This window comes from Anaerostipes hominis (ex Lee et al. 2021) (genome assembly GCF_002270485.1).
GTDB classification, from domain to species: Bacteria; Bacillota; Clostridia; order Lachnospirales; family Lachnospiraceae; genus Anaerostipes; species Anaerostipes hominis.
On the sequence record NZ_NQOG01000006.1, the window covers coordinates 102007 to 126286 of the forward strand.

At 43.6% G+C, this 24280-nt stretch carries 28 protein-coding genes; 6 read left to right on the forward strand and 22 right to left on the reverse strand.

The features are described from left to right. Window positions 1-46: 46 nt before the first annotated feature. The 3 genes from CI597_RS07945 to metK form a co-directional block, all read right to left on the reverse strand. The gene (locus CI597_RS07945) at window positions 47-928 is read right to left on the reverse strand and encodes a radical SAM protein (RefSeq protein ID WP_024727515.1); all 882 of its coding nucleotides are present in this window, start codon (window positions 926-928) and stop codon (window positions 47-49) included. Window positions 929-1025: 97 nt separating this feature from the next. After that, window positions 1026-1910, reverse strand: a complete 885-nt coding sequence (locus CI597_RS07950) for a radical SAM protein (RefSeq protein WP_024727514.1) — start codon at window positions 1908-1910, stop codon at window positions 1026-1028. A gap of 3 nt (window positions 1911-1913) precedes the next feature. After that, window positions 1914-3119, reverse strand: a complete 1206-nt coding sequence (metK, locus tag CI597_RS07955) for a methionine adenosyltransferase (RefSeq protein WP_024727513.1) — start codon at window positions 3117-3119, stop codon at window positions 1914-1916. A gap of 176 nt (window positions 3120-3295) precedes the next feature. On the opposite strand from metK, the gene CI597_RS07960 reads away from it, so the two are divergent. Then, window positions 3296-3673 (forward strand): winged helix-turn-helix transcriptional regulator, encoded by a 378-nt coding sequence (locus CI597_RS07960; RefSeq protein ID WP_024727512.1) that lies wholly within the window; start codon window positions 3296-3298, stop codon window positions 3671-3673. Window positions 3674-3985: 312 nt separating this feature from the next. On the opposite strand, the gene CI597_RS07965 is transcribed toward CI597_RS07960, so the two are convergent. From CI597_RS07965 to CI597_RS07980, 5 genes are all read right to left on the reverse strand, one after another. Further along, the gene (locus CI597_RS07965; protein ID WP_024727511.1) at window positions 3986-4876 is read right to left on the reverse strand and encodes a Fic family protein; all 891 of its coding nucleotides are present in this window, start codon (window positions 4874-4876) and stop codon (window positions 3986-3988) included. 224 nt (window positions 4877-5100) lie between these two features. Next, window positions 5101-5463: a hypothetical protein gene (locus CI597_RS19180; protein WP_330607086.1), complete on the reverse strand. Its 363-nt coding sequence runs from the start codon at window positions 5461-5463 to the stop codon at window positions 5101-5103. After that, complete coding sequence (locus CI597_RS19185; RefSeq protein ID WP_330607085.1) at window positions 5451-5678, reverse strand: MerR family transcriptional regulator; 228 nt, start codon at window positions 5676-5678, stop codon at window positions 5451-5453. Before CI597_RS19185 ends, CI597_RS19180 begins: the two co-directional genes overlap by 13 nt. A gap of 279 nt (window positions 5679-5957) precedes the next feature. After that, window positions 5958-7271 carry an MFS transporter gene (locus tag CI597_RS07975; RefSeq protein ID WP_024727510.1) on the reverse strand — a complete coding sequence of 438 codons (1314 nt, stop codon included), beginning with the start codon at window positions 7269-7271 and terminating at the stop codon, window positions 5958-5960. A 24-nt stretch (window positions 7272-7295) separates the two neighbouring features. Beyond that, complete coding sequence (locus CI597_RS07980; protein WP_024727509.1) at window positions 7296-8171, reverse strand: metallophosphoesterase; 876 nt, start codon at window positions 8169-8171, stop codon at window positions 7296-7298. Between the two features lie 252 nt (window positions 8172-8423). On the opposite strand from CI597_RS07980, the gene CI597_RS07985 reads away from it, so the two are divergent. Next, window positions 8424-9545 (forward strand): LacI family DNA-binding transcriptional regulator, encoded by a 1122-nt coding sequence (locus CI597_RS07985; protein WP_024727508.1) that lies wholly within the window; start codon window positions 8424-8426, stop codon window positions 9543-9545. Between the two features lie 90 nt (window positions 9546-9635). Here CI597_RS07985 and ilvC read toward each other — a convergent pair whose 3' ends face one another. The 9 genes from ilvC to CI597_RS19720 form a co-directional block, all read right to left on the reverse strand. Then, window positions 9636-10652: a ketol-acid reductoisomerase gene (ilvC, locus tag CI597_RS07990; protein ID WP_024727507.1), complete on the reverse strand. Its 1017-nt coding sequence runs from the start codon at window positions 10650-10652 to the stop codon at window positions 9636-9638. A gap of 70 nt (window positions 10653-10722) precedes the next feature. After that, window positions 10723-11223, reverse strand: a complete 501-nt coding sequence (gene ilvN / locus CI597_RS07995; protein ID WP_009289590.1) for an acetolactate synthase small subunit — start codon at window positions 11221-11223, stop codon at window positions 10723-10725. A gap of 66 nt (window positions 11224-11289) precedes the next feature. Next, window positions 11290-12564 carry an LCP family protein gene (locus CI597_RS08000; RefSeq protein ID WP_024727506.1) on the reverse strand — a complete coding sequence of 425 codons (1275 nt, stop codon included), beginning with the start codon at window positions 12562-12564 and terminating at the stop codon, window positions 11290-11292. 135 nt (window positions 12565-12699) lie between these two features. Then, window positions 12700-13764, reverse strand: coding sequence for an LCP family protein (locus CI597_RS08005; RefSeq protein ID WP_024727505.1), 1065 nt, complete (start codon window positions 13762-13764; stop codon window positions 12700-12702). Between the two features lie 75 nt (window positions 13765-13839). Beyond that, window positions 13840-14763 carry a glycosyltransferase family 2 protein gene (locus CI597_RS08010; protein ID WP_024727504.1) on the reverse strand — a complete coding sequence of 308 codons (924 nt, stop codon included), beginning with the start codon at window positions 14761-14763 and terminating at the stop codon, window positions 13840-13842. A gap of 17 nt (window positions 14764-14780) precedes the next feature. Beyond that, window positions 14781-17042 carry a DNA gyrase/topoisomerase IV subunit A gene (locus CI597_RS08015; RefSeq protein ID WP_024727503.1) on the reverse strand — a complete coding sequence of 754 codons (2262 nt, stop codon included), beginning with the start codon at window positions 17040-17042 and terminating at the stop codon, window positions 14781-14783. A gap of 12 nt (window positions 17043-17054) precedes the next feature. Continuing rightward, window positions 17055-18968: a DNA gyrase/topoisomerase IV subunit B gene (locus CI597_RS08020; RefSeq protein WP_024727502.1), complete on the reverse strand. Its 1914-nt coding sequence runs from the start codon at window positions 18966-18968 to the stop codon at window positions 17055-17057. Window positions 18969-19192: 224 nt separating this feature from the next. Then, a complete protein-coding gene (locus tag CI597_RS08025) occupies window positions 19193-19330 on the reverse strand; it encodes a hypothetical protein (RefSeq protein WP_235824578.1) in 138 nt (45 codons plus the stop codon). Continuing rightward, window positions 19314-19769, reverse strand: a complete 456-nt coding sequence (locus CI597_RS19720) for an EAL domain-containing protein (RefSeq protein WP_143266067.1) — start codon at window positions 19767-19769, stop codon at window positions 19314-19316. Before CI597_RS19720 ends, CI597_RS08025 begins: the two co-directional genes overlap by 17 nt. Here CI597_RS19720 and CI597_RS08035 point away from each other — a divergent pair. Together CI597_RS08035 and CI597_RS08040 are read left to right on the forward strand one after the other, a co-directional pair. Next, window positions 19653-19931, forward strand: a complete 279-nt coding sequence (locus tag CI597_RS08035; protein ID WP_024727500.1) for a hypothetical protein — start codon at window positions 19653-19655, stop codon at window positions 19929-19931. The two genes, CI597_RS19720 and CI597_RS08035, sit on opposite strands and share 117 nt — an antisense overlap. Window positions 19932-20051: 120 nt before the next feature. Next, entirely contained in the window at window positions 20052-20711 is a 660-nt protein-coding gene (locus CI597_RS08040) for a hypothetical protein (RefSeq protein ID WP_024727499.1), read from the forward strand. Window positions 20712-20811: 100 nt separating this feature from the next. Here CI597_RS08040 and CI597_RS08045 read toward each other — a convergent pair whose 3' ends face one another. Together CI597_RS08045 and CI597_RS08050 are read right to left on the reverse strand one after the other, a co-directional pair. Then, window positions 20812-21300, reverse strand: a complete 489-nt coding sequence (locus CI597_RS08045) for a VanZ family protein (protein WP_051405203.1) — start codon at window positions 21298-21300, stop codon at window positions 20812-20814. Window positions 21301-21314: 14 nt separating this feature from the next. Then, window positions 21315-21503, reverse strand: coding sequence for a DUF6472 family protein (locus tag CI597_RS08050; RefSeq protein WP_024727498.1), 189 nt, complete (start codon window positions 21501-21503; stop codon window positions 21315-21317). Between the two features lie 116 nt (window positions 21504-21619). Here CI597_RS08050 and CI597_RS18940 point away from each other — a divergent pair, with 116 nt between their 5' ends. Further along, the gene (locus tag CI597_RS18940) at window positions 21620-21748 is read left to right on the forward strand and encodes a hypothetical protein (RefSeq protein WP_268876113.1); all 129 of its coding nucleotides are present in this window, start codon (window positions 21620-21622) and stop codon (window positions 21746-21748) included. Window positions 21749-21826: 78 nt separating this feature from the next. Next, a complete protein-coding gene (locus CI597_RS08055; protein WP_024727497.1) occupies window positions 21827-22033 on the forward strand; it encodes a DUF378 domain-containing protein in 207 nt (68 codons plus the stop codon). Window positions 22034-22130: 97 nt separating this feature from the next. Here the strand turns inward: CI597_RS08055 and CI597_RS08060 are convergent, their stop codons facing one another. The 3 genes from CI597_RS08060 to CI597_RS08070 form a co-directional block, all read right to left on the reverse strand. After that, entirely contained in the window at window positions 22131-22346 is a 216-nt protein-coding gene (locus CI597_RS08060; protein ID WP_009289583.1) for a helix-turn-helix domain-containing protein, read from the reverse strand. Between the two features lie 77 nt (window positions 22347-22423). Then, window positions 22424-23344: an NYN domain-containing protein gene (locus CI597_RS08065; protein ID WP_024727496.1), complete on the reverse strand. Its 921-nt coding sequence runs from the start codon at window positions 23342-23344 to the stop codon at window positions 22424-22426. Between the two features lie 22 nt (window positions 23345-23366). After that, entirely contained in the window at window positions 23367-24212 is an 846-nt protein-coding gene (locus CI597_RS08070) for a hypothetical protein (protein ID WP_024727495.1), read from the reverse strand. Between the last annotated feature and the right edge of the window lie 68 nt (window positions 24213-24280).

A 24280-nucleotide genomic window follows, 5' to 3' on the forward strand; every position in this document is an offset into this window, starting at 1 on the left:
TCTATTATTTCTATATAAAATCAGGCCTTCCATATGTAATGTCCCATCAACCCAATGACCGCAATCCTGCTCGGTACGCTTCCATGTCTTTCTCATCCACCGTATCAATCACATGCTGTAGTTCCCCAAGGATTTTTTCACGCTTTTTTGGCAGGTATGCCGTAGTCGGATAAAAATTCGATTTCGAATCCGCAAACAAATGTATTCTTAACTGCAAAGTGCTGATAAAAATCTGTAGTTCCCGCAGTCTGTCCTTCTCCGTTGACGGAAGGAAAGTTCCTTCCTGATACCTTTGATATAATTCTGTTTCCGGGAAAAGCGTCAGGGAATCCACAGAAATAAAATAAGGATTTAACTGGCTGAACAGCTTCGCACTGTTTACCGCATTGCGGTACTCCCCACCTCTTCCCGACAGTCCTGTCATATACACAAAATAATATTCAATCCCGGCTTCATCCAGCTTCCGGCACTGTTCCAGTATATCCTGAGAAGTGTAGCCCTTTCTTGCCAGAGTAAGCGTTTCATCATCTCCGCTTTCTGTCCCAATCGTCAGCCCATTGATTCCCATAGCCCGCAGTTTCTTAAGCTGCCAGACCTCTTTATTTTTTATATCCCGAATACTGGCAAACATGGCAATCGTCTGACATTTGATCAGATAATCCCGGACTGTCAGCGCCCGGAGTTTCAGATTCTCATAACTCATAGCAAATGGATTCGCGCCAGTCAGAAAAACTCTCCTTGCGTTTGGCTGATAATGTTTCAGCTCGGCAAGATCCTCCTCAAATTCCTCCATTGGAGACATCCGAAATGGTTCATCTTTATACAAACTACAGAAGCTGCAATTACGATAGGTACAGCCTGATGTTGCCTGTAAGATAAACGAGCTTGCCTCGTAAGGCGGTCTCCATGTGCGCCCTGTAAAATGCATAAATGTCCCTCCTTTTTATACAGCTCTGCGATTTGCGCTGCAGAAAATGATTGTCTTTCCAGCACAGCAAATCGCTTTGCTGACACTTCATCCTGTATTACAGGTGACGAAGATTCTCACGATATTTCCGAAGGTATGCTTCATCCTGACTGCTGATCTGCTGCTCCAAAAACCGAACCAGCTTCTTCTTGTCCTTTTTCAGATTACCGCGCACCTGAATCAGATTAGAGGCTCCATCTGTAGCAAACTTTGCATCCACTGTCAGATTTTCAATAAGTGTCTTTAATTCCTCCAGCTTCTCAAGCTCCGTCTCTTCCTTCCAATTTCCCGCCTGAATTTCTTTGTACAGCTCAGAAGTCGGATAAATCGTAAGCATGGACGCATCAATAATCTTCGGATGGAGCTGGTTTATGACTTTTGCAGTCTCCTTTGCACCGATATTCCCTCTGCCGGAACCGGAAATGCCGGTCAGATAGAAAAAGTTATAGCTGATTCCTGCTTCGTCCATCTTCCTGCACTGTTCGAGAATATCCTTTGCCAGATAACCCTTTTTCATAAAGGTCAGCGCTTCATCATCACCGGTCTCAATCCCGAAGGTAATCCCATCATATCCAAGGGCACGCAGTTCCTTTAAATCCTCCACCGATTTTCTGGTAACATCCGTAATTCTTGAAAAGCAGCCCATACTCTGGCAGGCCGGAAAATATTCATGTACGCTCTTTGCCAGTGTTTTCAGCTTATCTACACTCAATGCAAAGGGATTTGCTCCCGTAAAGAATACCCTCGGCACCTTATTATAATACCGGCTTGTTTCTTTTAAATCCTCCTCTACTTCTTCCCGCGGCGACATTCTAAACTTAAAGGGCAAATCCTCATAAAGAGTACAGAATTTGCAGGAGTGATGGGTACATCCTGCCGTTACCTGAATCAAAAGTGAGTAAGCCTCATAAGGCGGTCTCCAAATTGTTCCTGTAAAATGCATAAATCATTTCTCCTTTCCTGCGCTTGTGTTGTTCATCAATTCTTTGTGCAGCACATTAGCTTTATCTGTATGTTCCCACGGAAGGTCAAGATCATTTCTTCCGAAATGTCCGTAAGCAGCAGTAGCCTTATAGATTGGTTTTCTAAGATCAAGTGCTTCTATGATTGCAGAAGGCCGGAGATCAAAATATTTTTCAACCAAAGCCAGAATCTGCTCATCCGGCAGCACCCCGGTTCCAAAGGTATCAATAAAAATGGAAACAGGTGTTGCCACTCCGATTGCGTAGGCAATTTGAATTTCACATCGATGGGCAATCCCCGCCGCCACTATATTCTTTGCAACATAGCGTGCAGCATAGGCAGCACTGCGGTCTACCTTCGTTGGATCTTTTCCTGAAAAAGCACCTCCTCCATGACGAGCAAATCCTCCATAGGTGTCTACAATAATCTTACGGCCAGTTAAACCGGTATCACCCTGTGGACCGCCTATCACAAACCGGCCAGTTGGATTGATATAATAGCGGGTATCCTCATCCAATAACTCTTTCGGAATGACCGGCATGATAACCTTTTTAATCATATCCTCTTCAATTACCTCATGCGAAATTTCCTGCAGATGTTGTGTAGAAAGAATCACGGTATCAATCCGCACCGGCCTGTCGCCTTTGTATTCCACGGAAACCTGCGCTTTTCCATCCGGCCCTAAATAAGAAAGACTTCCATTTTTGCGGACTTCTGCTAATCTGTGGGTAATCCGATGTGCAAGATAGACAGGCATTGGCATATAGGTGTCTGTTTCATCCGTGGCATATCCAAAAACCATCCCCTGATCTCCGGCCCCAATATCAGCCGTATCAGAAAAACGAGTCTCTAATGCATTGTTTACTCCCTGGGCAATGTCCGGGGATTGACTGTGCAGAGCGGAGACTACAGCAATTCCGTCCGCATTGAACCCAAAATCATTTCCGGTATATCCAATACTCCGGACAGTATCCCGAACAATTTGTTCTACATCAATCTTGTGCAGCGCATGAGCTGATACTTCACCCATTAGAACAACTAACCCAGTAGTGGCTGATATCTCACAGGCCACATGAGCCTTCGGTTCTTTCTGTAAAATGGCATCAAGGACTGCATCGGAAATTTGATCGCATACTTTGTCGGGATGTCCTTCCGTTACAGATTCAGAAGTAAAAAGTGTTTTTCTCATGTTTATCATCTCCTTTGCCACAAGAGTACAGGAGCAGACAGATTTATTCAAGTACGCAATTTTTTTAGTAGTAGTAGTATTTTTTGTACTAATACTAAAAAAAGATTGTGCTTTAAAATATCCTTCCGTTGTTATATACTCTCTATAAAGGCAAACGTGAAAGGAAGGAATCAGACATGACAGGAAATAAATTTCAAACAGAAGAAATGATGACCAGATGTGTTCCCATGAGCTGCATACAGGCTATTCTAGGTGGAAAATGGAAAATCATAATCTTATGGTATATAGCGTTTTATAAGGTTCAGAGATTTGGCGAGTTAATGCGCCGGCTGGATGGAATTACGCAGTCCTCTTTAACCAAGCAACTTCGGGAATTAGAAAGCGATGGTTTTCTGCACCGGAAGATCTATAAAGAGATACCACCAAAGGTAGAGTATTCTTTAACCGAATTAGGGCAGAGTTTTATCCCTATCTTAAATCAAATGATGATATGGAGCGAGCAACATCTCTGCCCGCCTGATTATGTGAATCCTTATGGGAATAAAAATTTGTAATCCGGTACTGCGTCTTATCACTTCTTGCCCCAATCTTTTTCGTATACCTTATCGTGCGAAGCACGTCCACCCGAAGGGTATGAAATACAGTGTGCCCTGCGGGTATACTTCATTTTCCATGCTTCGTACCCTTTCCCGTAGAACAATTATCTAAGTGTAAATTGTAACTTTATCCTTTAGTGCAGCATCTGCATCATTAATTACAGACTGAACTGTTCTTAATGCATCCTGACTTTGAAATTTCTTATCTTTCTTACTTTTAATATAATCACCCATTATAAATCCTTTTCATTAGCTTCAAAGTAATGACATTCAATATCCAATCCTAAAATAATCCAGATAAGATTTATATCTATCCTGTGCTGTCAGACATGTATCTGTCAAATAACCTTTTTCATCGTTCCATTCTTTCAGTCCACGATAATAAAACATCTTCAAATTATCTTCGATGATAAACGGAACGATATTATATTTCAGGCATTCCTTAAACATAATCAATCTGCCGACACGTCCGTTGCCGTCTTGAAATGGATGAATTCTTTCAAATTTAACATGGAATTCCAGAACATCCTCCAAAGTCTTTTTTCCCTTGGCGTTGTACTCTGTAAGCAGCACTTTCATTCTATCGGCAACTTCTTCCGGAAGTGCAGTATCCATGCCACCGACTTCGTTTGGCATCTTTTTATAATCGCCTACAGAAAACCAATCCTTTCTGGAATCGCTGGTTCCGTTCTTCAGAATCAGGTGAAGCTCTTTGATAAGTTTTTCAGTCAATGCCGCTTTCGCATTGTCGATGATCATGTCGATGCACCGGAAGTGATTTGCCGTTTCAATCACATCATCCACGTTGAGGACTTCATTTTCCACACCGATGGTATTGGTCTCAAAAATATATCTCGTCTGATCATGAGTCAGGCGGCTGCCCTCGATGTGGTTTGAGTTATATGTCAAATCAATCTGAGTCTTATGATAAATTCCGCCAGAATACTTATTTTTCTTCTCATTCTGCAAAATATCTAATAGTGTTATCGGCTTTTCTTCTTTCTTATTAATACGCTCCGGCTTTTCTGCATTCTCTGGAATATTCCAGGTCTTTCCGGAAAGAAACGCTCCCGGCACACGGCCGTGGGCGCAGTAATTTCTTACACTGCGCTCCGACACATTCCATTTTTCCGCTATCTCTATCACTGAAAGATATTGCATCTGATTTCCTCCGTTAATTCACAATCAAAATTATACTAATTTTATAAATAGTATATCATATTATCGGCAATAAATTCAATGTTCTAATTATTAATCATAATATTTTTGCCGTTTCCGGAAATATTGCAAAAAGGAAAACTGGACTCCACCTCTTAATAGTGAAATCCAGTTCTTATTTTATCTATATAACAATCACTTTTCTTTATCATCAAGATTTCCTAGATTTAATGCTCACCACTTCTTTCATAAAAAGCCTCAATCGCCTCTATTCTTTTATTATAGCTTTCTGCAACTTCTTTGCTGACAGGATTCTTCACAACAGACAAATATTCATCTTTGCCGCCATACCACTCAACTACCTTTGCATAGCCCTTTTGCATTTTTTCTGAGGACAATGCTTCAATGTAATGTTTTCTCCACTGTTCTACACCGCCAGATTCCTCAATAGCCATTTGCCGCATTTCATCTGGCATATGACCCATAATTGTTTGAAACATTTCTTCTATTTCTGATTTACTGAAAACTGCAAAATCCATCTTTTTATCTCCTTTCAAAATGTCATCAATCCTGGCAATCAAACGCTCCATCCGTTCTTTCCTGGCAACATGACCGCTTTGATTTCTTTCAGTGGAATATCAAATTCACGGAAAAACAGGATTTGCTGTAAAGTTTCCAACGCTTTATCGTCATAAAGCCGGTATCCCGCATCACTCTTGCTTGTCGGCTTCAGCAGCCCGATCTCATCATAGTACCACCATATCAAACCTGCCGGATCGTTTTTTCTCGATAAAGTCTTCCGCAAATTAAGGCAGGCAGGAGGATATAGTTTTGTCCGTTTCATAAGAGAAAATTTAGGTTATTTGCGGCAATCTATCATCTTAGCGGAAAAAACACTATAAACTCCTAATCATGTTGGGAAACAAAAAGCCAAAAGGGACTGTCGCACTAAAAAAAGAAATGTTGCATGAAAGAGAAAGGAACTGGCCTTTTAGGGATGAAAGGGGGCTACCGACCAGCCAAATATTTCTAGCTAGTGCGACAGCCCCTTTGGGTAAATCGTATTTTCACTTAGAATTTTGATTTATTTCATGCCCCGGTCATGCCGGTATTTTAAAGCAATGGCACAGGCCACACTGATCAAAGCGACAATAGTAGAATAAATTCCTACATAAATGGTATCTCCTTTTCCGTAGTCGATCAGCAGTGTACAGATGGTCGGCACAAGACCGGCTACCAGGAAACTCGGAACGTGATAAACAAAGGAAATGCCGGAGTAGCGCACTTCCGTCTCAAAATAAGAAGACCAGAGACCGCTGATGACTGCCCAAATTAAATTGTAGGCAATGCTCCATCCGAGTACGACTCCCATGATGGTGACAAACAGATTTCCGCCGCTCAGCTCAATGACTTTCAATGTCGGAATACTGAGAACCGCCGATGCCAGGCCTCCGATGACAAAAGTCCTGGTCATACCGAACTTTTGTGCACACCATCCGCCGAACAGTGTAAATGGAATCTTGAAGACACATGCAACGATGGTAATAATATAAGTTTGAATCAATGGCATTCCGAGCCATCCGATGCAGTAAGATAAAATCCATACAATAAAGATGTTATAAAATGTTCCGTCTACCCAGCGGGTTCCGCATCCGAGAAGCAGCGTCTTCCAATACCCTTTTACCATAGGGATAAATCCTACTTTCTGCTTCTTCCCCTCGGCTTCCTGAGCCTCTAATTTTGCCTGGGCTTTCTTGAAGTCTTCCGTCTCCATCGTGATGCCTTTTAAATAGACAACAATAAGTGTCAGGATAATTGCCGACAAAAACGGAATTCTCCAACCCCATTTAAAAAATATCTCCTCAGGCAGTACCAAAGTCGGTACGGCAATTAAAATGGAGGATAATCCGAACCCAATCGGAAGCCCGATCTGCGGAATAGCCGCGTAGAAAGCTCGCTTATTCTCCGGCACATTTTCAAAAGCCATCAGGATGCCGCCACCCCATGTTCCTCCGCGTCCAAAGCACTGTAGCAGACGCATTAACTGAAGTACGATAACGACCCAAATGCCTGCCGTCGCTGCCGACGGCAAGATCCCGATAATAGATGTTGAGATGCCCATCATCAATAAAGAGGCATACATTGTAACCTTACGTCCCTTTCGGTCACCGATGTGTCCAAAAAACACCGCTCCAAACGGTCCGGCTATGTATCCGATGGCAAAAGACATATAAGACAAAATCAATGCGGTAGTGCCGTTCCCGGACTGTGAGAAAAATACTTTTGCAAACACAGTTCCTGCAGCGGTGCCGTACAGTAAAAAGCAATACCATTGAACAGCACTTTCAAACAGGGTAACTGCGGCAATTTTTCTAAGACTTAATTTTTTCTCTCCCATAGTTTTCTCTCCTTTATCAGACTATTAATGGCCTTCTCCCTCATAATATTTAAATGGCCAGGGGCCGGAATAATCTGCGCCTGTGGGGATTATCATATAATGGGTATTTACCATGTCATTCTGCAGATCATGAATTAAATATCCGGGATTTCCAAGGAAGAAACGATCTCCTCCCCCTTTGAAATGATCAGCCAGCTCTTCCGGCGTGACATCCGGTCCGTCTTTTGTCCTGAAATCTACTTCCATCTGCATGGCGATCGGCGGACAGGTCACACAGGAAACTCCCTGCCATGAAGTAAAAATACCGGTGTGCATATGTCCGCAGCAAAGGCGGACATTTTTATGCTTCTTTAAAATTCCAGCCAGCCGGTCTGCCTGTGCAAACCCCTCATCCATCGCTGCCAATCCGGTAGTAAAAGGCGGGTGATGGGTAAATACCAAAGTCGGTTTGTTAGGATATTCAATAATTTTCTTCTCCAGCCATTTTGCAACTTCATCCGTCAGACCGCCGTAATGGCAGTCCGAAATCATGGTGTCAATTATAATCGCACGTATCAGCCCGTCATCTAAGGTGTAGCAAATATAAGGTTTAATATCATCTTCCACCGGTGCATTTTCAGGAAACATACGGAGGAAAAACTCCCGTTTGTCATGATTGCCTGGTACTACATAGTAAGGCCGTGGAAGCTTATCTAATCCGTCCTTGATAATCTCATATCCTTCCTGTGTTCCCCCGTCGGCCAGATCTCCGGTCACAATAAAAAATTCAGGTAATTCATAAGGTTTCAATTTTGAAAAGTACTCGATCGTTTGGTTTAATGCAGCTATTGTGTCTGCTTTCTGAAAAGACAATTTCCCGTCCCCTCTCAAATGAAAATCAGAAATTTGTATAATTCTCATAATTCTTAAACCTCCTTAGGAATCGTTGATTCACATTAATTGATGTGTTATAATTAATTAAAATTTTAATAAATCATTCCGGAATTTTATTTAAATTTAACTTTTCTTTACTTAAATTTTAATCCAGACCCGTTAAATTATCAAATTATTTAAATTATTTTCAATAAATTTCGGGATAATATACAGTTTCAACAAAAATATTTTGTATATAATACATAAAACCCAATTAAAATTTTAATAAGGAGAACCGCCATGGCCAATAAAAAAAGTGTGACGATGAAAGATATTGCAAAGGATACGGACATTTCTGTTTCTGCTGTTTCCATGATCTTAAACCGAAGATCTGATGTCTCCTTCTCAAGAGAAACGGTGGCAAAAGTACTGGAGTCTGCAAAACGGCTGGGATATGAGTTAAGCCATGAGAAAAAAGACACTGCTCTCAGATCCCCTTCTTCTGCACAGATCAAAAAAGTAATCGCTGTTTTTTGCCCCAATATTTTCAACTCCTATTATGCAACGATTGCCCAGTCCATCGAACAGTCCGCTTATAAAAAAGGATATAAGACACTAATCTTTACTACTTTCCGGGAAGTAAAGAAAGAACACGAACTGGTCATGGATGCCATCCATATGAACGTGGAAGGAATCATATTCACCATGATTCCCAACGATCCGGGATTTGTGGAAAAAGTTGCAAAACAGTTCCCCATTGTCGTGATCGGTGACAAGACTTCTTCCATCAACATTGATATCATTGAAACAAATAACTATACCGCAGGTGTCCTGGTGGCTGAACACCTGCACAGTTTAGGGCACCGGCATATTGCTTTTTTGACAACGACGATCACGACTGACGTATCCCTGGCCATGCGATATCAGAGGCTGAAGGCGATTCAGAATACTTATGCAAAATTATGCGCAAATGAGCCCTATGACGTCATCGTAAGAGAGCAAAAGGTTGATTCCCAATATGAAAGAAATCATTTGTCACTGGAGTATGATGTGGGATATCAGCTGTGTATGGACTGTCTGGAAGACCGGGGCCTGTCCGGTATCACTGCTTTTGTCGGAAATAACGATATGGTTGCCTATGGGATCATGGATGCGGTTTTAAAGAAAGGATATAAGATTCCAAGAGATTTCAGTGTGTGCAGCTTTGACAATGATTTCCCTTCCGGACTGCTTCCGGTCTCACTGACCACAGTGGAACACTATATGGAGGAGAAAGGGCGGAAAGCTTTTGACACGATTTATCAAAAAATCCTGTGGAATGAGACTCCGGAACAGAAAAGCCAATACTTTATCCGAATAGAGTACAAACCGTATCTCATCGTCAGGGATTCCACCAACCGTGCAAGACAGCAGAAGGGGTAGACATATTAGGATGAACTTTCCCATGGAGTCAGAAGAAAAGCCAGAGTGCACATGCACTCTGGCTTTATATGTAATATCAGTGATCCCGAATTAGTTATTGATCAGTTTGTCTTCGTCAGACCAGCTGTATAAGCTTCTGATCTCTTCTCCGACAACTTCTGCCGGATGTTCGGAAGCTAACTTTCTCATAGCCTTGAAGTGAACCTGGCTTCCTGCATCAGACATATCTACTAAGAAGTCTTTTGCGAAAGTTCCGTCCTGGATATCTGCAAGGATCTTTTTCATCGCTTTCTTTGTATCTTCTGTGATGATCTTCGGTCCTGTGATGTAGTCACCGTATTCTGCAGTGTTGGAGATAGAGTATCTCATTCCTGAGAATCCTGACTGATAGATCAGGTCAACGATCAGTTTCATCTCATGGATACATTCAAAGTATGCGTTTCTCGGATCATATCCTGCTTCTACTAATGTCTCAAAACCTGCCTGCATCAGTGCACAAACACCGCCGCAGAGCACTGCCTGCTCTCCGAAGAGGTCTGTCTCTGTCTCTGTTCTGAAGGTAGTCTCAAGAACACCTGCTCTTGCTCCTCCGATTGCCAGTGCATATGCCAAAGCCATGTCCAGTGCTTTTCCGGTAGCATCCTGCTCTACAGCTACCAGGCAAGGAACGCCTTTGCCTTCTTCGTATTCGCTTCTTACCGTGTGTCCAGGCCCTTTAGGAGCGATCATTGTTACGTCTACATCTTTAGGAGGCACGATACATCCAAAATGAATGTTGAAACCATGAGCGAACATCAGCATATTTCCTGCTTCTAAGTTCGGTTCGATATCATTTTTGTACATTGTAGCCTGCTTTTCATCGTTGATCAGAATCATGATGATGTCTGCTTTTTTTGCAGCCTCAGCAGCTGTATATACTTCAAATCCCTGTTCCTCTGCTCTCTTCCAGGATTTGCTTCCTTCATATAATCCGATGATAACATTGCATCCGGACTCTTTTGCGTTAAGGGCATGTGCATGTCCCTGACTTCCGTAACCGATCACTGCGATGGTCTTTCCGTCTAAAAGTGATAAGTTACAGTCTTCTTGATAATAAATCTTTGCCATTTTACATTCCTCCATTTTCTAGGCTTTATAAGTAAGGGGTATTCCCATACCTTTCAAATTAAATATGTGCCTATTTGACAAGTCTCGGCACGGATTCCCCGCGAGAAAGCCCGGTGAGTCCGGTTCTCACAAGTTCCAGAATATCAAAGCCTTCCAAAAGATTTATGAAAGCTTCGATTTTATTTACATTTCCGGTAAGCTCGATCATCAGTGAATCTTTTGACACGTCCACAACTTTGGCTCTGAAAATATCGGCGATCGTGATGATCTCCTGTTTTTCCGACTTTCCTGTGCGGATTTTGACTAAGATAAGCTCTCTGCAGACAGAGGTCGGGTTCTCCAGTTCCACAAGTGTTATGACATCCTCAAGCTTGATAAGCTGATTCTTGATCTGTGCCAGAATGGTATCATCCCCGCTGACCGCGATCGTCATTCGCGAATACTTCTCATCCTGTGTCTTGCAGGCTGTAATACTGTCGATATTATAGCCTCTGCGGCTGAACAGTCCGGATATACGGCTGAGTACCCCCGGGTTATTTTCCGCCACGATAGATAGTACGATCTGTTTCATAGACGACTTCATCCTCCTAACAATTCTATCAATTCTAATATTCAGTGTCAAGAAATCACTGAAAAACTATTCTTCTGCGTTTCCCTGACTCGTATTTTCTGGTTTAGCAGCCGTTGTGGCGTGGGTGGTAGCCTGGATCTGCTGTTCTGTTGTGGCCTGGGTGGCTGCTGTCGTAGCCGGCCTTCTGGTCGCTGTGGAAGCCGGCCTGCTTGTGCCGCTCGTAGACGAAGTAGGGTAGCCGCTCCCCGTAGATCCTCCTGAATTACCATATCCCGCATTTCCTGACGAGGTACTGCCGGACGAAGTATTGGATACCCCCGAATATCCGAAGGTCTCCACGCCGCTTAGTCCGCCGTACTCCTTGGCAAAGGCCTCGTCAGATCCGTCCCCAACCTTGCCGTCACCGAAGATAAAATAGTTCATGGCAGCTTTGTTTGCATTGAAGTTGATGAAAAAGACGAACATGTTATGCTGTGCCCTTCCCATCTTATAGGAACCTTCAATCGGTATTCTCATCTGGTCAATATCCGTCGTTCCCATCTTGATCACAGATGCCGCCAGACCTTTGATGTAGTCGGCATCCATGTCGGTAGAAACATCGCTTAAAACCTTCAGAGCAATATCCAGGATCTTCGTGAGGCTCTGGCCTTTGACTTTATCAAAGGTCGCCTGCATAACTGCCCTCTGGCGGCCGGTACGGCCGAAATCTCCGTCTCCGTATTTCTTAGATACCACATAGCGTATCCTGGAATAGCCAAGGGCCTGATTTCCGTTCAGGATATGTTTTCCGGCTTTTACATTGCGGTATTTTTTCTTGGAAATATAATTGGTCGTATTCAGGTACTGTGCCTCTTTTTCTTCCAGATCGATCTCGATGCCGCCCACTTCATTGATCACTTTTTCAAAAGTGTCAAAATCTACGACACAGTATTTATCGATCTTAATTCCAAAGTTTTTCGCAATAGTCTGATAAAGCAGTTCCACGCCGCCATATGCGTATGCAGAATTCAGCTTATCCCTTCCGTGTCCCGGGATCTCTACATAGATATCCCTCATAATGGAGGTAAGCTTCAGTTCTTTTGTCTTAAAATTGATCGTCGCGATCATCGAAGAGTCGGACCGTCCGGCCGCTTCTTCGTCGGATCTCCGGTCAGAACCCACCAGCAGAATATTTACAACATCCTCATCAAACTTTACATCACCGACATCTACACTTCCTAAATCACCGGTCTTATTGATGGCAGCTTCAAGCCTGGCATCATAATATCCAAGAACTCCTCCGGCCGCAACGGATATTACTAAAAATATGTTCAAAATGATTTTATATGTCTTCAGCGTCATGCTACTCCTCCTGAATTGCTATTTATTAGTCTACAATTATAGCACATTATATCAGAAAACAACAGACAGTTTCTTAATTAAACCTGAAGATTTTACAATGTTTGTACTGTTTCGACTTTATGTAAGTGTGAAAAATTATCTCTTATAGCTTCCGGGAGAACTCTCTGACGCATCCTCTGAATCCGGCTTTGCAGGGTATCCGTAAGTTTCTATATTCTGATATCCGCCGAATTTGGATGCGAAATCCTCTTCTTTTCCTTTGCTGAAGATGAAATGCTCCATTGCCGCCTTGTTCGCATCAAAATTGATGAAGAAGACAAACATGCCGCTCTGTGCCCGGCCCTGCATGTAAGTGCCCTCGATTGGGATCCTCATCTGCTGGACCTTCGGAATTCCGAACTGAACCACAGAAGTCACCAGGCCTTTGATATAACTTGCATTCATATCGGTGGACACATCGTCCAGTGCATTGAACCCGATATCCAGGATCTTCATCGGATTCTGCCTGATGATCTTTTTATAAGTAGCTTCCAGGACCGCTCTCTGACGGCCGGTGCGGCCGAATTCGCCGTCTCCGTACCTGCTGTTTGACACATAACGGATTCTGGAATAACCGAGAGCCTGGTTCCCATTCAGGACATGTTTTCCGGCTTTTACATTGCGGTATTTTTTCTTTGAAATGTAATTGGTCGTATTCAGATAGTCTGCCTCTTTTTCTTCCAGGTCGATCTCGATGCCGCCCACCTCATTGATCACCTTCTCAAATGTTGAAAAGTCTACGACACAGTATTTGTCGATCTTTATATCAAAATTCTGGGCAATGGTTTTGTAGAGCAGGTCCACTCCGCCGAAAGAATATGCAGAATTCAGCTTGTTCCTTCCGTGCCCCGGAATATCCACATACATATCCCTCATCAAAGAGGTAAGCTTTAATTCTTTTGTCTTCATATTGATGGTGGCGATCATAGAAGAATCCGACCTTCCTGCCTCGGTCTCGTCGGATCTGCGGTCAGAACCGACCAGCAGGATGTTGACTACATCATTATCAAATTTAACGTCGTCTCCCACATCTACTTTGCTTAAGTTTCCCTTCGGTGTCACCGAAGCCTCTAATTTTGCATCATAGTATCCAAGAACTCCTCCTATTGAAAGAGCAAATACAAGGAAGACAGCCATAACAATTTTAAATTTCTTTCCCATTTCCTTATCCTCCAAACGTATGTCTGTAATTTTATCTATTGTAACAGAAAACTAAACCAGAAATGTTAAGAAAATCTAAAGCTTTTCATACGAATCCCAGTAAGAATGGTTCATCGTAAGTTTCAGGATAAGGCTTTTGGGGAGTTTTTTATAGTTGCTGCCCAGCTTATAGCCTATGAATTTACACGCCGTATCCGCCATGAATTTAGGAATCTTAAAAAATCTTCCGGTAAACAGCAGATGTTTCAGTGTGTGAAGGACCATCCTCATCCCCTCCGATTCAGAAGAGACTTCAAGAAACAGTCCTCCGTAGGATACCTGTGAAACTGCCAGATCAAAATTCCTGTGCAGCTGGTCAAAACAGCGGTAGTTGTGCCAGTGCCATACGGCGGCATCTGCCTGGTATGCAATGGCTTTGTCTGACTCGATCAGCCTGGAAGCCATAATCATGTCCTCATTAAATATTGTTTTGTGAATGAATCCGCCCATAGCTTCATAATCTTTTTTCCTGTATGCACTGCACACATTGGAACAGAAAAATGTCTTGATCCCAAGCTTTGGCAGGTCGGCTTTTGTCTTTATGGAGCTATCCGGGGGATAGTTAAAGCTCCTCGTATAATACTCCAGATAATTGTCCTTCGGGTCCGCCATCTGGCGCCCATAAGCGGCTCCCACACGGGGGTCCTCAAAAGCCTTCAGCAGATTTTCCACCATATATTTGTCTCTGGGCACCGCATCATCGGTCATAAACGCAATGATCTCCGCATCAGAAAGTGAAGCTCCGTAATCCCTTGTGGCTCCGTGGTCAAACTCTTCTTTTTTTATATGCTTTACTGCCACATTCGGATACTGCTCTGTAAGATGTTCAGGAAAATATTCCTCCTCCGTGTTGATCAGAAAGATAGTTCCGAAGGTAACCGTCTGCCTCGACAGGCGCCGGAGAGATTCAAAAAGCTTCTCCCCTGGTTTATAAGTTGGAATTACAAGATCAATCGTCATCGCTTCTCTCCTTTTTCTCAGCGCCGGATTTTAGAACCCTTCGTATCCCGTTTTGCAAGCTTCAGTTTATTGAAATCCAGACGTTTTCCTTTATAATCTATGGATGTAATGCCGTCGGCCTCCATAAGATAAGTATGGAGCAGTATATCATCCTTATTCAGTTTGATGCCTCTTACGCCTACCGCACCTTTTTTCTTTTCCGGCACCTCTTCCAGTGAAAACCGCAGGAAAACCCCCTCTTTTGTCTCTAATATTACCATATCCGGTTTTATCAGGCCACCGTCGGTTTTCAGCGGCTTTACCGAGAGGAGTGCGTCTCCGTCCGACAGTTTTGTGGCGGATACTGTTCTTTTGGTTACCTGGAATTCCGTTCCCGAAACGATCTTTAACATCCCCTGTTCCGTGGCAAAGAAAAGACTTTCATGTATCATTTCCTCCGCTGCCAGAACTGCGATAATTGCTTCGTCGGAGCTGTCGTAGTTGCCCAGATTGTCGATCGGTGTTCCCTTATCTTTATATTTTCCTGCCGGTATGTCCAGCACTTTGATCTGATGCATTACGCCGGTGTCTGTAAAAATACAGATCTTATCCGTATTCATACACGGAACAATATATTTATAATCCCTGGCTGCATTCTCCTGATTTCTCTGGTAGGTAGCCTTGTCGAAGGTCTTTGCATAGCCAAACCGGTCCATGACAAAATAAACCTGCTCCTCTTTCAGCGGTTCTTCTTCATAAACTGCCTCGGCTCCGTCCTCTACCACCGTTCTTCTCTCTCTCTGATACTCTTTTTTAATCTTCGTGAGATCCTGTTTCATAACGCGCTGCATAGATGCCGGATTATGAAGGATATCCTCATATTCGGCTATTTTGGCAACGATCTCTTCATATTCTTCTTTGAGAGCCAGGATTTCTAATCCGATGAGCTTTCCGAGGCGCAGGTCCAGGATCGCCTCTGCCTGTTTCTCTGTAAAAGACAGCTTGCAGGCTTCGATCATGGATTCAGATGATTTGAACCTGATAGTTCCGACCTCACCCTTCGTAAGACATGCTTTTGCCTCTTTCAGGTTTTTGCTCCCTCTCAGTATCTCAATGATCAGATCGATCATATCGCAGGCCTTGATCAAGCCTTCTTTAATCTCCCTCTGGTCATAAAGTTTGGATAAAAGAGTCTGATATTTTCTTCTTACAAGCCCGTAATGAAACTCTGTGTGATGCGCTATGATATCCCGAAGACTCAGAGTCTCCGGACGGCCGTCGACGATGGCCAGCATATTCACGCCGAAGGTATCCTCAAGCTTTGTTTTTTTGTACAGGAGATTCTTCAGGCGTTCTATGTCTGTCCCTTTTTTCAGTTCCAGAACAATGCGGATACCCTCCTTGGAGGATTCGTTGGAAATATCAACGATATCCGTCGTTTTCTTAGATTCCACGAGGTTTACGACATCAGAAAGAAATTTCCCGATATTGGCGCCGATCATCGTATATGGTATCTCTGTGATGACCAGCTTGTCCTTTTCCCCGCGCTTCTTCCCCGGCTCAAAGACTACTTTCCCCCGGAGTTTCAGTTTTCCGCGGCCCTCAGAGTAAATTGTTTTTATGTCCTTTTTGTTGACCACCAGGCCTCCGGTCGGAAAATCCGGTCCCTGGATATAGGTGAGCAGATCTTCATTGGTCACTGACTCATCTTCCAAATACGCGATCATGGCATCGACCACTTCGCCCAGATTATGAGTCGGAATGCTGGTGGTCATACCGACGGCGATCCCCTCGGCGCCGTTGATCAGAAGATTCGGCACTCTGACCGGAAGCACTTCCGGTTCTTTCTCTGTCTCGTCAAAATTGGATATAAAATCTACTATATTTTTATCCAGATCCGCAAGATAAACCTCCTGGGTAAACTTTTTCAGTCTTGCCTCCGTGTAACGCATGGCCGCGGCCCCGTCACCCTCGATGGAACCAAAGTTTCCATGTCCGTCCACCAAAGGCATACCCTTTTTAAATTCCTGTTCCATGACTACCAGAGACTCATAGATAGAGCCGTCTCCGTGGGGATGATATTTACCCATCGTGTCTCCGACGATCCTCGCAGATTTTCTGTGCGGCCTGTCATACCTCAGATTAAGCTCATCCATGGCATACAGGACGCGGCGCTGTACGGGCTTTAAACCGTCCCGAATGTCGGGGAGGGCACGCGCACAAATAACGCTCATAGCATAGTCGATATACGACTTCTGCATGACCTCGGAAAATTCTGCCCTAATGATATGTTCTGCCATCTTTCTCCCTTTCTATATATCCAACATCGCATCGCCTGCATTATCGTAAATAAACTGCCTTCTCGGCGGAACCTCGCTGCCCATCAGCATAGAGGTCACATCGGATGCCATTCTGGCATCTTCGATCTCAATCTGCTTTAATGTCCTCGTCTCCGGGTCCAGCGTCGTCTCCCACAGCTGGCTGGCGTCCATCTCTCCGAGGCCCTTATACCGCTGAAGGGTAAACGGACCCTTATGAGCAGCCTTGTATTTCTCCAACGCGGTATCATCGAACAGATAAGTTTCCTTTCCTTTCTTAGGAATTGCCTTATAAAGAGGAGGTGTTGCCAGATAAACGTGTCCGTGGGTAATCAGCTCCGGCATAAACCGGTAGAAAAATGTCAGCAGCAAGGTGGCAATATGGGCTCCGTCCACATCGGCATCGGTCATAATCACAATTTTTTGATACCTCAGTTTTTCGATGTCAAAATCGTTTCCGTACCCTTCTGAAAATCCGCACCCAAAGGTGTTTATCATCGTTTTAATCTCTGCATTAGCCAAGACCTTGTCCATGGTAGCCTTCTCAACATTCAGGATCTTTCCCCTGATCGGCAGAATGGCCTGAGTTCGGCGGTTTCTGGCAGTTTTCGCAGAGCCTCCGGCAGAATCTCCCTCGACGATAAAAATCTCACACTCTTCCGGCTTACGGCTTTCACAGTTAGATAGCTTTCCGTTGCTGTCAATGGAGAGCTTCTGTCTCACAAGAAGATTTGTCTTCGCTTTTTCTTCAGCCTTGCGGATCTTTGCAGATTTCTCCGCACAGGCAAGGACTTTTTTTAAGGTATCCAGGTTTTTATCAAAAAATAATACCGTCTCATCTCCGGTAATTTCACTGACCACTTTACTGGCATCAGGATTGTCCAATTTTGTCTTTGTCTGACCTTCAAACCTTGGTTCCGGATGCTTTACGGAAATGATTGCGGTCATGCCGTTTCTCACATCTGCCCCGGTAAAGTTTGCGTCTTTTTCCTTTAATACACCCAGTTCCCTGGCATACTGGTTCATCACTGCCGTAAATTTGGACTTAAATCCCGTGATATGGGTACCGCCCTCCGTGGTATAAATGTTATTGCAGAAGCCTAAAATATTTTCACCAAAATCTTCCGTATACTGGAAGGCGATCTCCGCTTCGATTCCGTTGATCTCCCTCTTATAATAGACCGGATCATGCAGCACATGCTTACCATCATTCAGCTTCTTTACATAGGCACAGATCCCCTCAGGCTCATGATATAAAACTTCCGTCTCTTCCCCTGAACGTTCATTAATATAATTAATCTTTAATTCCGGGTTCAGATAAGTCGTCTCATGGAGACGGTTGCGGATCATAGCGGCTTTGAAATAGGTCTTGTCAAAGATCTCGGGATCGGGCAGAAACCGGACCTTTGTCCCGGTCTCCGACTTTTTACAGCTTCCGATGACTTTCAGCGGTTCTGTAACCTTCCCTCTCTCAAAACATTCCTCATAGATTTTTCCGTCCTGTTTGACCGTCACTTTAAGCCAGGTAGAAAGGGCGTTGACCACAGATGCCCCCACACCGTGCAGTCCTCCTGAAATTTTATATCCCCCGTCTCCGAATTTTCCTCCGGCATGAAGCATGGTAAACACCATCTCCACCGCTGAAAGACCGGTCTGTTCATTGATCCCGACAGGAATGCCCCTGCCGTTGTCTTCGACCACTGCTGTCCCGTCATCCTTGAGTGTTACCGTGATTTCATCGCAGTGTCCCGCAAGAAATTCATCCACTGAGTTATCTACGATCTCATAGATCAGATGATTAAGCCCCTTTGTCGAAACACTTCCTATATACATTCCGGGCCGCTTCCTGACTGCCTCCAGCCCTTCCAGTACAGAAATACTGTTTGCGTCATAGTTTTGACTGCTCATTTTCTATATTCTCCTCCCAATATGATCAAGGCTTTCCTGCAGCCCTGTCATAGAAACATCTGCTTTTATACAATCTAAAATATTATATACATTTTGAACAAGAACTTCAAGTAGATATCCTGCAGTAGTCATAGTGTGCAGTATTCCATCGTTTTTCATGCAAAAGGCTGTTATACTTAATCCGCATAATAGCTTTGCTTACAATTCTTCTCCTGATAAATAGTTTATAAACTCCTGCTCCGGCATCGGACATCCGTACAGATATCCCTGGGCATGACAGCACCCATCTTCTTATACATCTGTGCCTGTTCCTTTGTCTCTACCCCTTCTGCGATGACTTGAAGTTCAGGGGCATCTGACAAACTCCACTACTTTTTGACGCCGCCGGTTATCCTCAGTCTGCCGCAAAAATTTCAGATCCAGTTTCATAACATCAATGTGGAGCTCTGAAGGTGTATTAAGAAACGAGTAACCGCTCCCAATGTCATCCATTTCAATAATAAATCCTTTCTGGTTCACCTTTTCTATAACAGATAAAAACTTTTCTGAATCCTTCACGTATGCACTTTCTGTCAGCAGCCATAAGCGCACGGTCCTCATTGTATGGGACAAGTATAAAAAATGTATCCGCTCTTGCTCTGGTAAACACCGACAGGTCACCGGACAGCGTACTGAGCAGGGCAGTTGATAAATCCGCCAGAAGCCGGTCTGCAGTCTCTGAACCAAAGGAAACAGCCTGCTCTCAAAAAACCAGACAGTACACTCATGTTGAAAGAAAATCAGCGCGCCCTTTTGGTACATCTGTCTGATCCTTTTACGGTACTTGAGATCTCGCAGCCGGATATCGTCGTTCTTTACCGCGAGTATTTGTTCCTCTCTGCAGAAAAAACGGGCTATACCGGCATACACAGACGAAAGATCATATCTAAGCTCCGCAGACTGATCCAGGAACTCCGGTCATGAAAATGTTATCGGAAACATCCGGTCCTTCGATTCTATTCGTCATTTATTGACACATTTCCTTCTAACCTTTATAATGAAACGAGTATTCATTATAAACAAACAGGATTGGGGAAATGAATTATGAAGAAAAATACGAAATTGATGTCCTTGGTTATAACAGCCTTATTGGCAGTGACTCTGCTGACCGGATGCGGCACAAAAAAAGCCCCGGATGCAGATAAATCCATGGATGCTTTTTATCAGCTGATCGTATGCCATAAAGCAGATGCCATGACAGATCTGGGCATTGACTCTGCCGAAGTCAGTGATACCCTGAGTGTATACAAGGAGTCTACGATTTCATCACTGAAAAACAGCTTCAAATCTGCGGGCATCACACTGACCACAAAAGACGCTGAAGATATCTTTGATGCACTCTCCCAGGCTTTGTCCAGTCTTGAATATGAAGTATCCGTGAAAGAGCAGGAAAAGAAAGAGGCTGTTGTCACTGTAAAATCACAGTATATTGATTACTTATCTGTATTTAAGGACGCCAAGAAAAAAACAGTAGATGCATTGAAGCCTCAGCATATCGAGACGAAAGAAGATGCTCAGAAACTTTTGATCAAAAACGTGGCAAAAGGTTTCAAAAGTATGAAACCGTCTTCCGACATGAAGACAAAGACTTTCACACTGACCAAACAGAATATCAAAAGCGGTGAAGACACAGTTACCCTGTACTTTCCGAAAGATTCCAAACAGCTTGGCTCTGATCTGATTAATCTCGTCACAGGGAGATAAGGGATCTTATATAATTTGTTTGCCGCTGTCACCAAAAATTTCACCCCGGATATCAGAAAAATCTGACATCCGGGGTGTTTTTTCATTTCATAGGAAAGTTCTACGCTTTATCCTTTAATTTTTTTAATACAAAACATGCCAACATACAAAGACAGATGCCGGTCAGAGCACCCGAACTGTCGATCATGACATCTTTGACCTGACAGCTTCTTCCTGGTACGAAATATTGGTGCAGTTCATCTGTCACGGCATAGATAGAACAAAACGCCAATGCCGCACCCAGAAGATGGGCCTTTTTCTTTACATCAATCCTCAAAGCCCGGCACACAAGCACTCCGAGCAGTGCATATTCCAAAAAGTGGGCTGTCTTCCTCACATAGTGGTCCATGACGGACAGCATATCATATAGGCTGTTTCCGAATGTTCCCGCCTCTGCCGGGGATATCCCGATCAGCTTTGATATCCATTGGGTTACTCCCATACTCATCTGCTCAGACGCATCTGCCGTCTTCGCAGAAAATAAAAAGATCACCGCCATCATCAAAATGACCATTGTCCAGGATACCATACGATTTCTTTTTAACTTCATACATCTTTTCCTGTTTAAATTTGTCTTCTAACAATACTATATTCATCATTTAATTGAAAATACGGACAGTTATAATTAGAATATGTTATAAACCGCATCAGCTCATCTTCGTCCAGGTTTACGTCACATACATAGTAACCGCACATCTCGTCATACACATAATTTACACAAGACTCACAGGTGCTTTTCTGTTTTCCCACCATAAAATCCCTCCTATCCTAATCTCAATCTATATTCGTAGTTTCTGTCTTTATTATACTGTATAGTCCGGACTTTTTGCAAACATACTAAGAGAACTAAAAAGAAAGGAGTGATCGCAATGCACGAATCCAACTGCCACAGGCATAAACAGCAGGAACCAAAAGACGCAAAAAAAGAACGTCCGCATATCGTGGAGCCTCTTCCCGAGTCTGAACGTCCCAGAAAAGACGGTCCCGGCGGAAATTAATATTTTGACCATAGTGCCAAAATATCATGCATAATATTTCTAAGACTGGGAAGATTATAAATAGAAAAGGAGGTTGCTATGGGAAGTAAAACATTAGATTATATAGCACTGACAATTACAATTATAGGTGCGGTCAACTGGGGCCTGATTGGCTTCTTCCGGTTTGATTTAGTAGCTTTTCTCTTCGGCAGCATGACGATGCTTTCAAGGCTCGTCTATGATCTGGTCGGCATCTGCGGACTTTATCTTTTAACCTTTTACGGCCGCTGTGGAAGAGATCTCTAATACCAATGATCCTCATATTCGTTTGACAAAGGACTGCTGCAAAACCCGATATTCTGTTTCAAACAGAAACACTCATGCGCGTTTTGCAGCAGTCTCTTTAATTGGAATTAACTTGTATGGCCGGACGAAAATCAAACAGACGGTAAGGACTGATCCTCATGACTCCCGCCAGCTTTTCGATTTCCTCCAACGTGGGACTGACCAGCCCTCTTTCAATATCATAGATATGCATATGGCTGATGCCCGTATATTTTTCAAGATTTCTCAAACTGTAACCCTGTTCTTCCCTGATTTCCCATAAAAAAATTCTCATATTTAAAATACCTCGTTTGGTTTGTATATTTATCTGCTTTCGTATTTCTATTAGAAAATTTTTTTGCCTTAGCGGTATTATTTTTTTGAAAATGTTACTTTTGTAATATTGTTCTTGTTCTCCAGCTGCATGCCCGGGATGCTCCGCACATATGAGCTGAACCGGTTGTATCCAAAGTCCTGCACCTTAAAGTTCTCATATTCTGCATAAATTTTATTTGCAAGATCAGACAGATCAAGCCCCTTCTTTCCTGTATTTTTCACCAGCGCCGTCACATAGTGGTCCAGCTGTTCTTTCATGTCAATATCTTCTCTCAGAGAAACAGTGACAATATTGCCATCCTTTATCAGCCTGAAATGATCGAATTCTTCCAGAAATTTAGAGAGCAGACTGTAGCCATAGCTCCTCACATCAAAGTCCGGATATCTCTTTAACAGCCTTGTCCCGATCTCTCCCAGCGTCGTCTCTTTATCGCTGTTCTGATTGTCAGTGATGATAGAATGGATCGCTGCCTCGATATCCTTGCGGCCAATAGGTTTGCTTTCCTTTTCCTCTTTGTCCTCGATCAGGAGTTCCAGGTTTGTAAAAACATCACACGCTTTACGGAAAGCCGGGGGAGTCTTCCCCTCACCCATGCCGATCACAGTGAGTCCTGTCTCTCTGATCCTACTGGCAAGCCTCGTAAAGTCGCTGTCACTGGAGACGATACAGAAGCCGTCCACCCGGTTGGTGTAAAGGATATCCATGGCATCGATAATCATTGCTGAATCCGTCGCATTTTTCCCCTGTGTATAAGAAAACTGCTGGATCGGCGTGATGGAGTTGGCCAGCAGTTCCTCTTTCCAGCTGGCATGAAGCGTACTTGTCCAGTCGCCGTAGATTCTCTTGTATGTAATGTTGCCGTACTGGGACAGCTCGTCCAAAATCGGCTTGATATATTTTGCTGATATGTTGTCAGCGTCGATTAAAAGAGCAAATCTTTTTTCCTTCTTTTCCATACTTATATTTCTTTCTCCCTTTTCAGTAATACCGTTTTATATACTGCAGTGCCATATAATCCATGATCCGGATCGTGAGCAGTTTCCCCCGTTTCATGATCGTTTCCACGTTCTGCCGGCTTTTCTTTGCGGTCACCGCAATGTTGCTGGAAACATTTTTAAGAATGACAGCTTCTTCTCCTTCCTTTTTTTCGCCAGTGATGAAGATCGGTTCCTGGACATAAACGTTCTTCTTCCAGGAGATCGTCTGTTCCGGCACTTTTGCGATCTTATCAACCATCTGTTTCGCAGGCCCAAAATTCTCCTTCAATGTCAGCAGCCTGAGACCATGATTTTCAAATCGTATCCACGTCCTGTTCTCAACAAACGGGTACAGGATCTCTGCGATCAGCTGGAGACGATTCTGGATAGAATTCTGTGCGCTCAGCATGTCCTTGGAGACATTCAGAAGATAGTTTGCCATGCCGTCTTCTCTGGAAGAATGGATCCGCAGCCTCTGTGTCTTCTTCTTTGCAGCAGTCTTCATGGCCTCTTCTGCCCGGTCATAGGCTGGTCCCTGCTGCTGCGCAGAAGTCCCTTCCTCTATCCGTACCGTCCACTCTCCGATTCCGATCCCTCCGGTGACGGCGACCGGATAACACATGATCTCAAAAAGCCGGAAATAAGAGGCAGCGGACATTGAAGATGTAAACAGGCCCTGAAGTTCGTCATGCCTTCCGAAGATCACCGGAAATATCATGCTATCCACAAAAAGGCTGTTCAGCTGCTCCGCCACTTTGGTCAGATAAATCTGAAGATTCTGCTCCTCTGCGGGCTCATACCTCATTCTCTTTTTTATATGTATCATCAACGCTGAATATTCATCCAATTTATAACTCCCATCATTTTACATGCAAACAAATCTGTTTTCATTTATTATAACATAATAAATCTGTT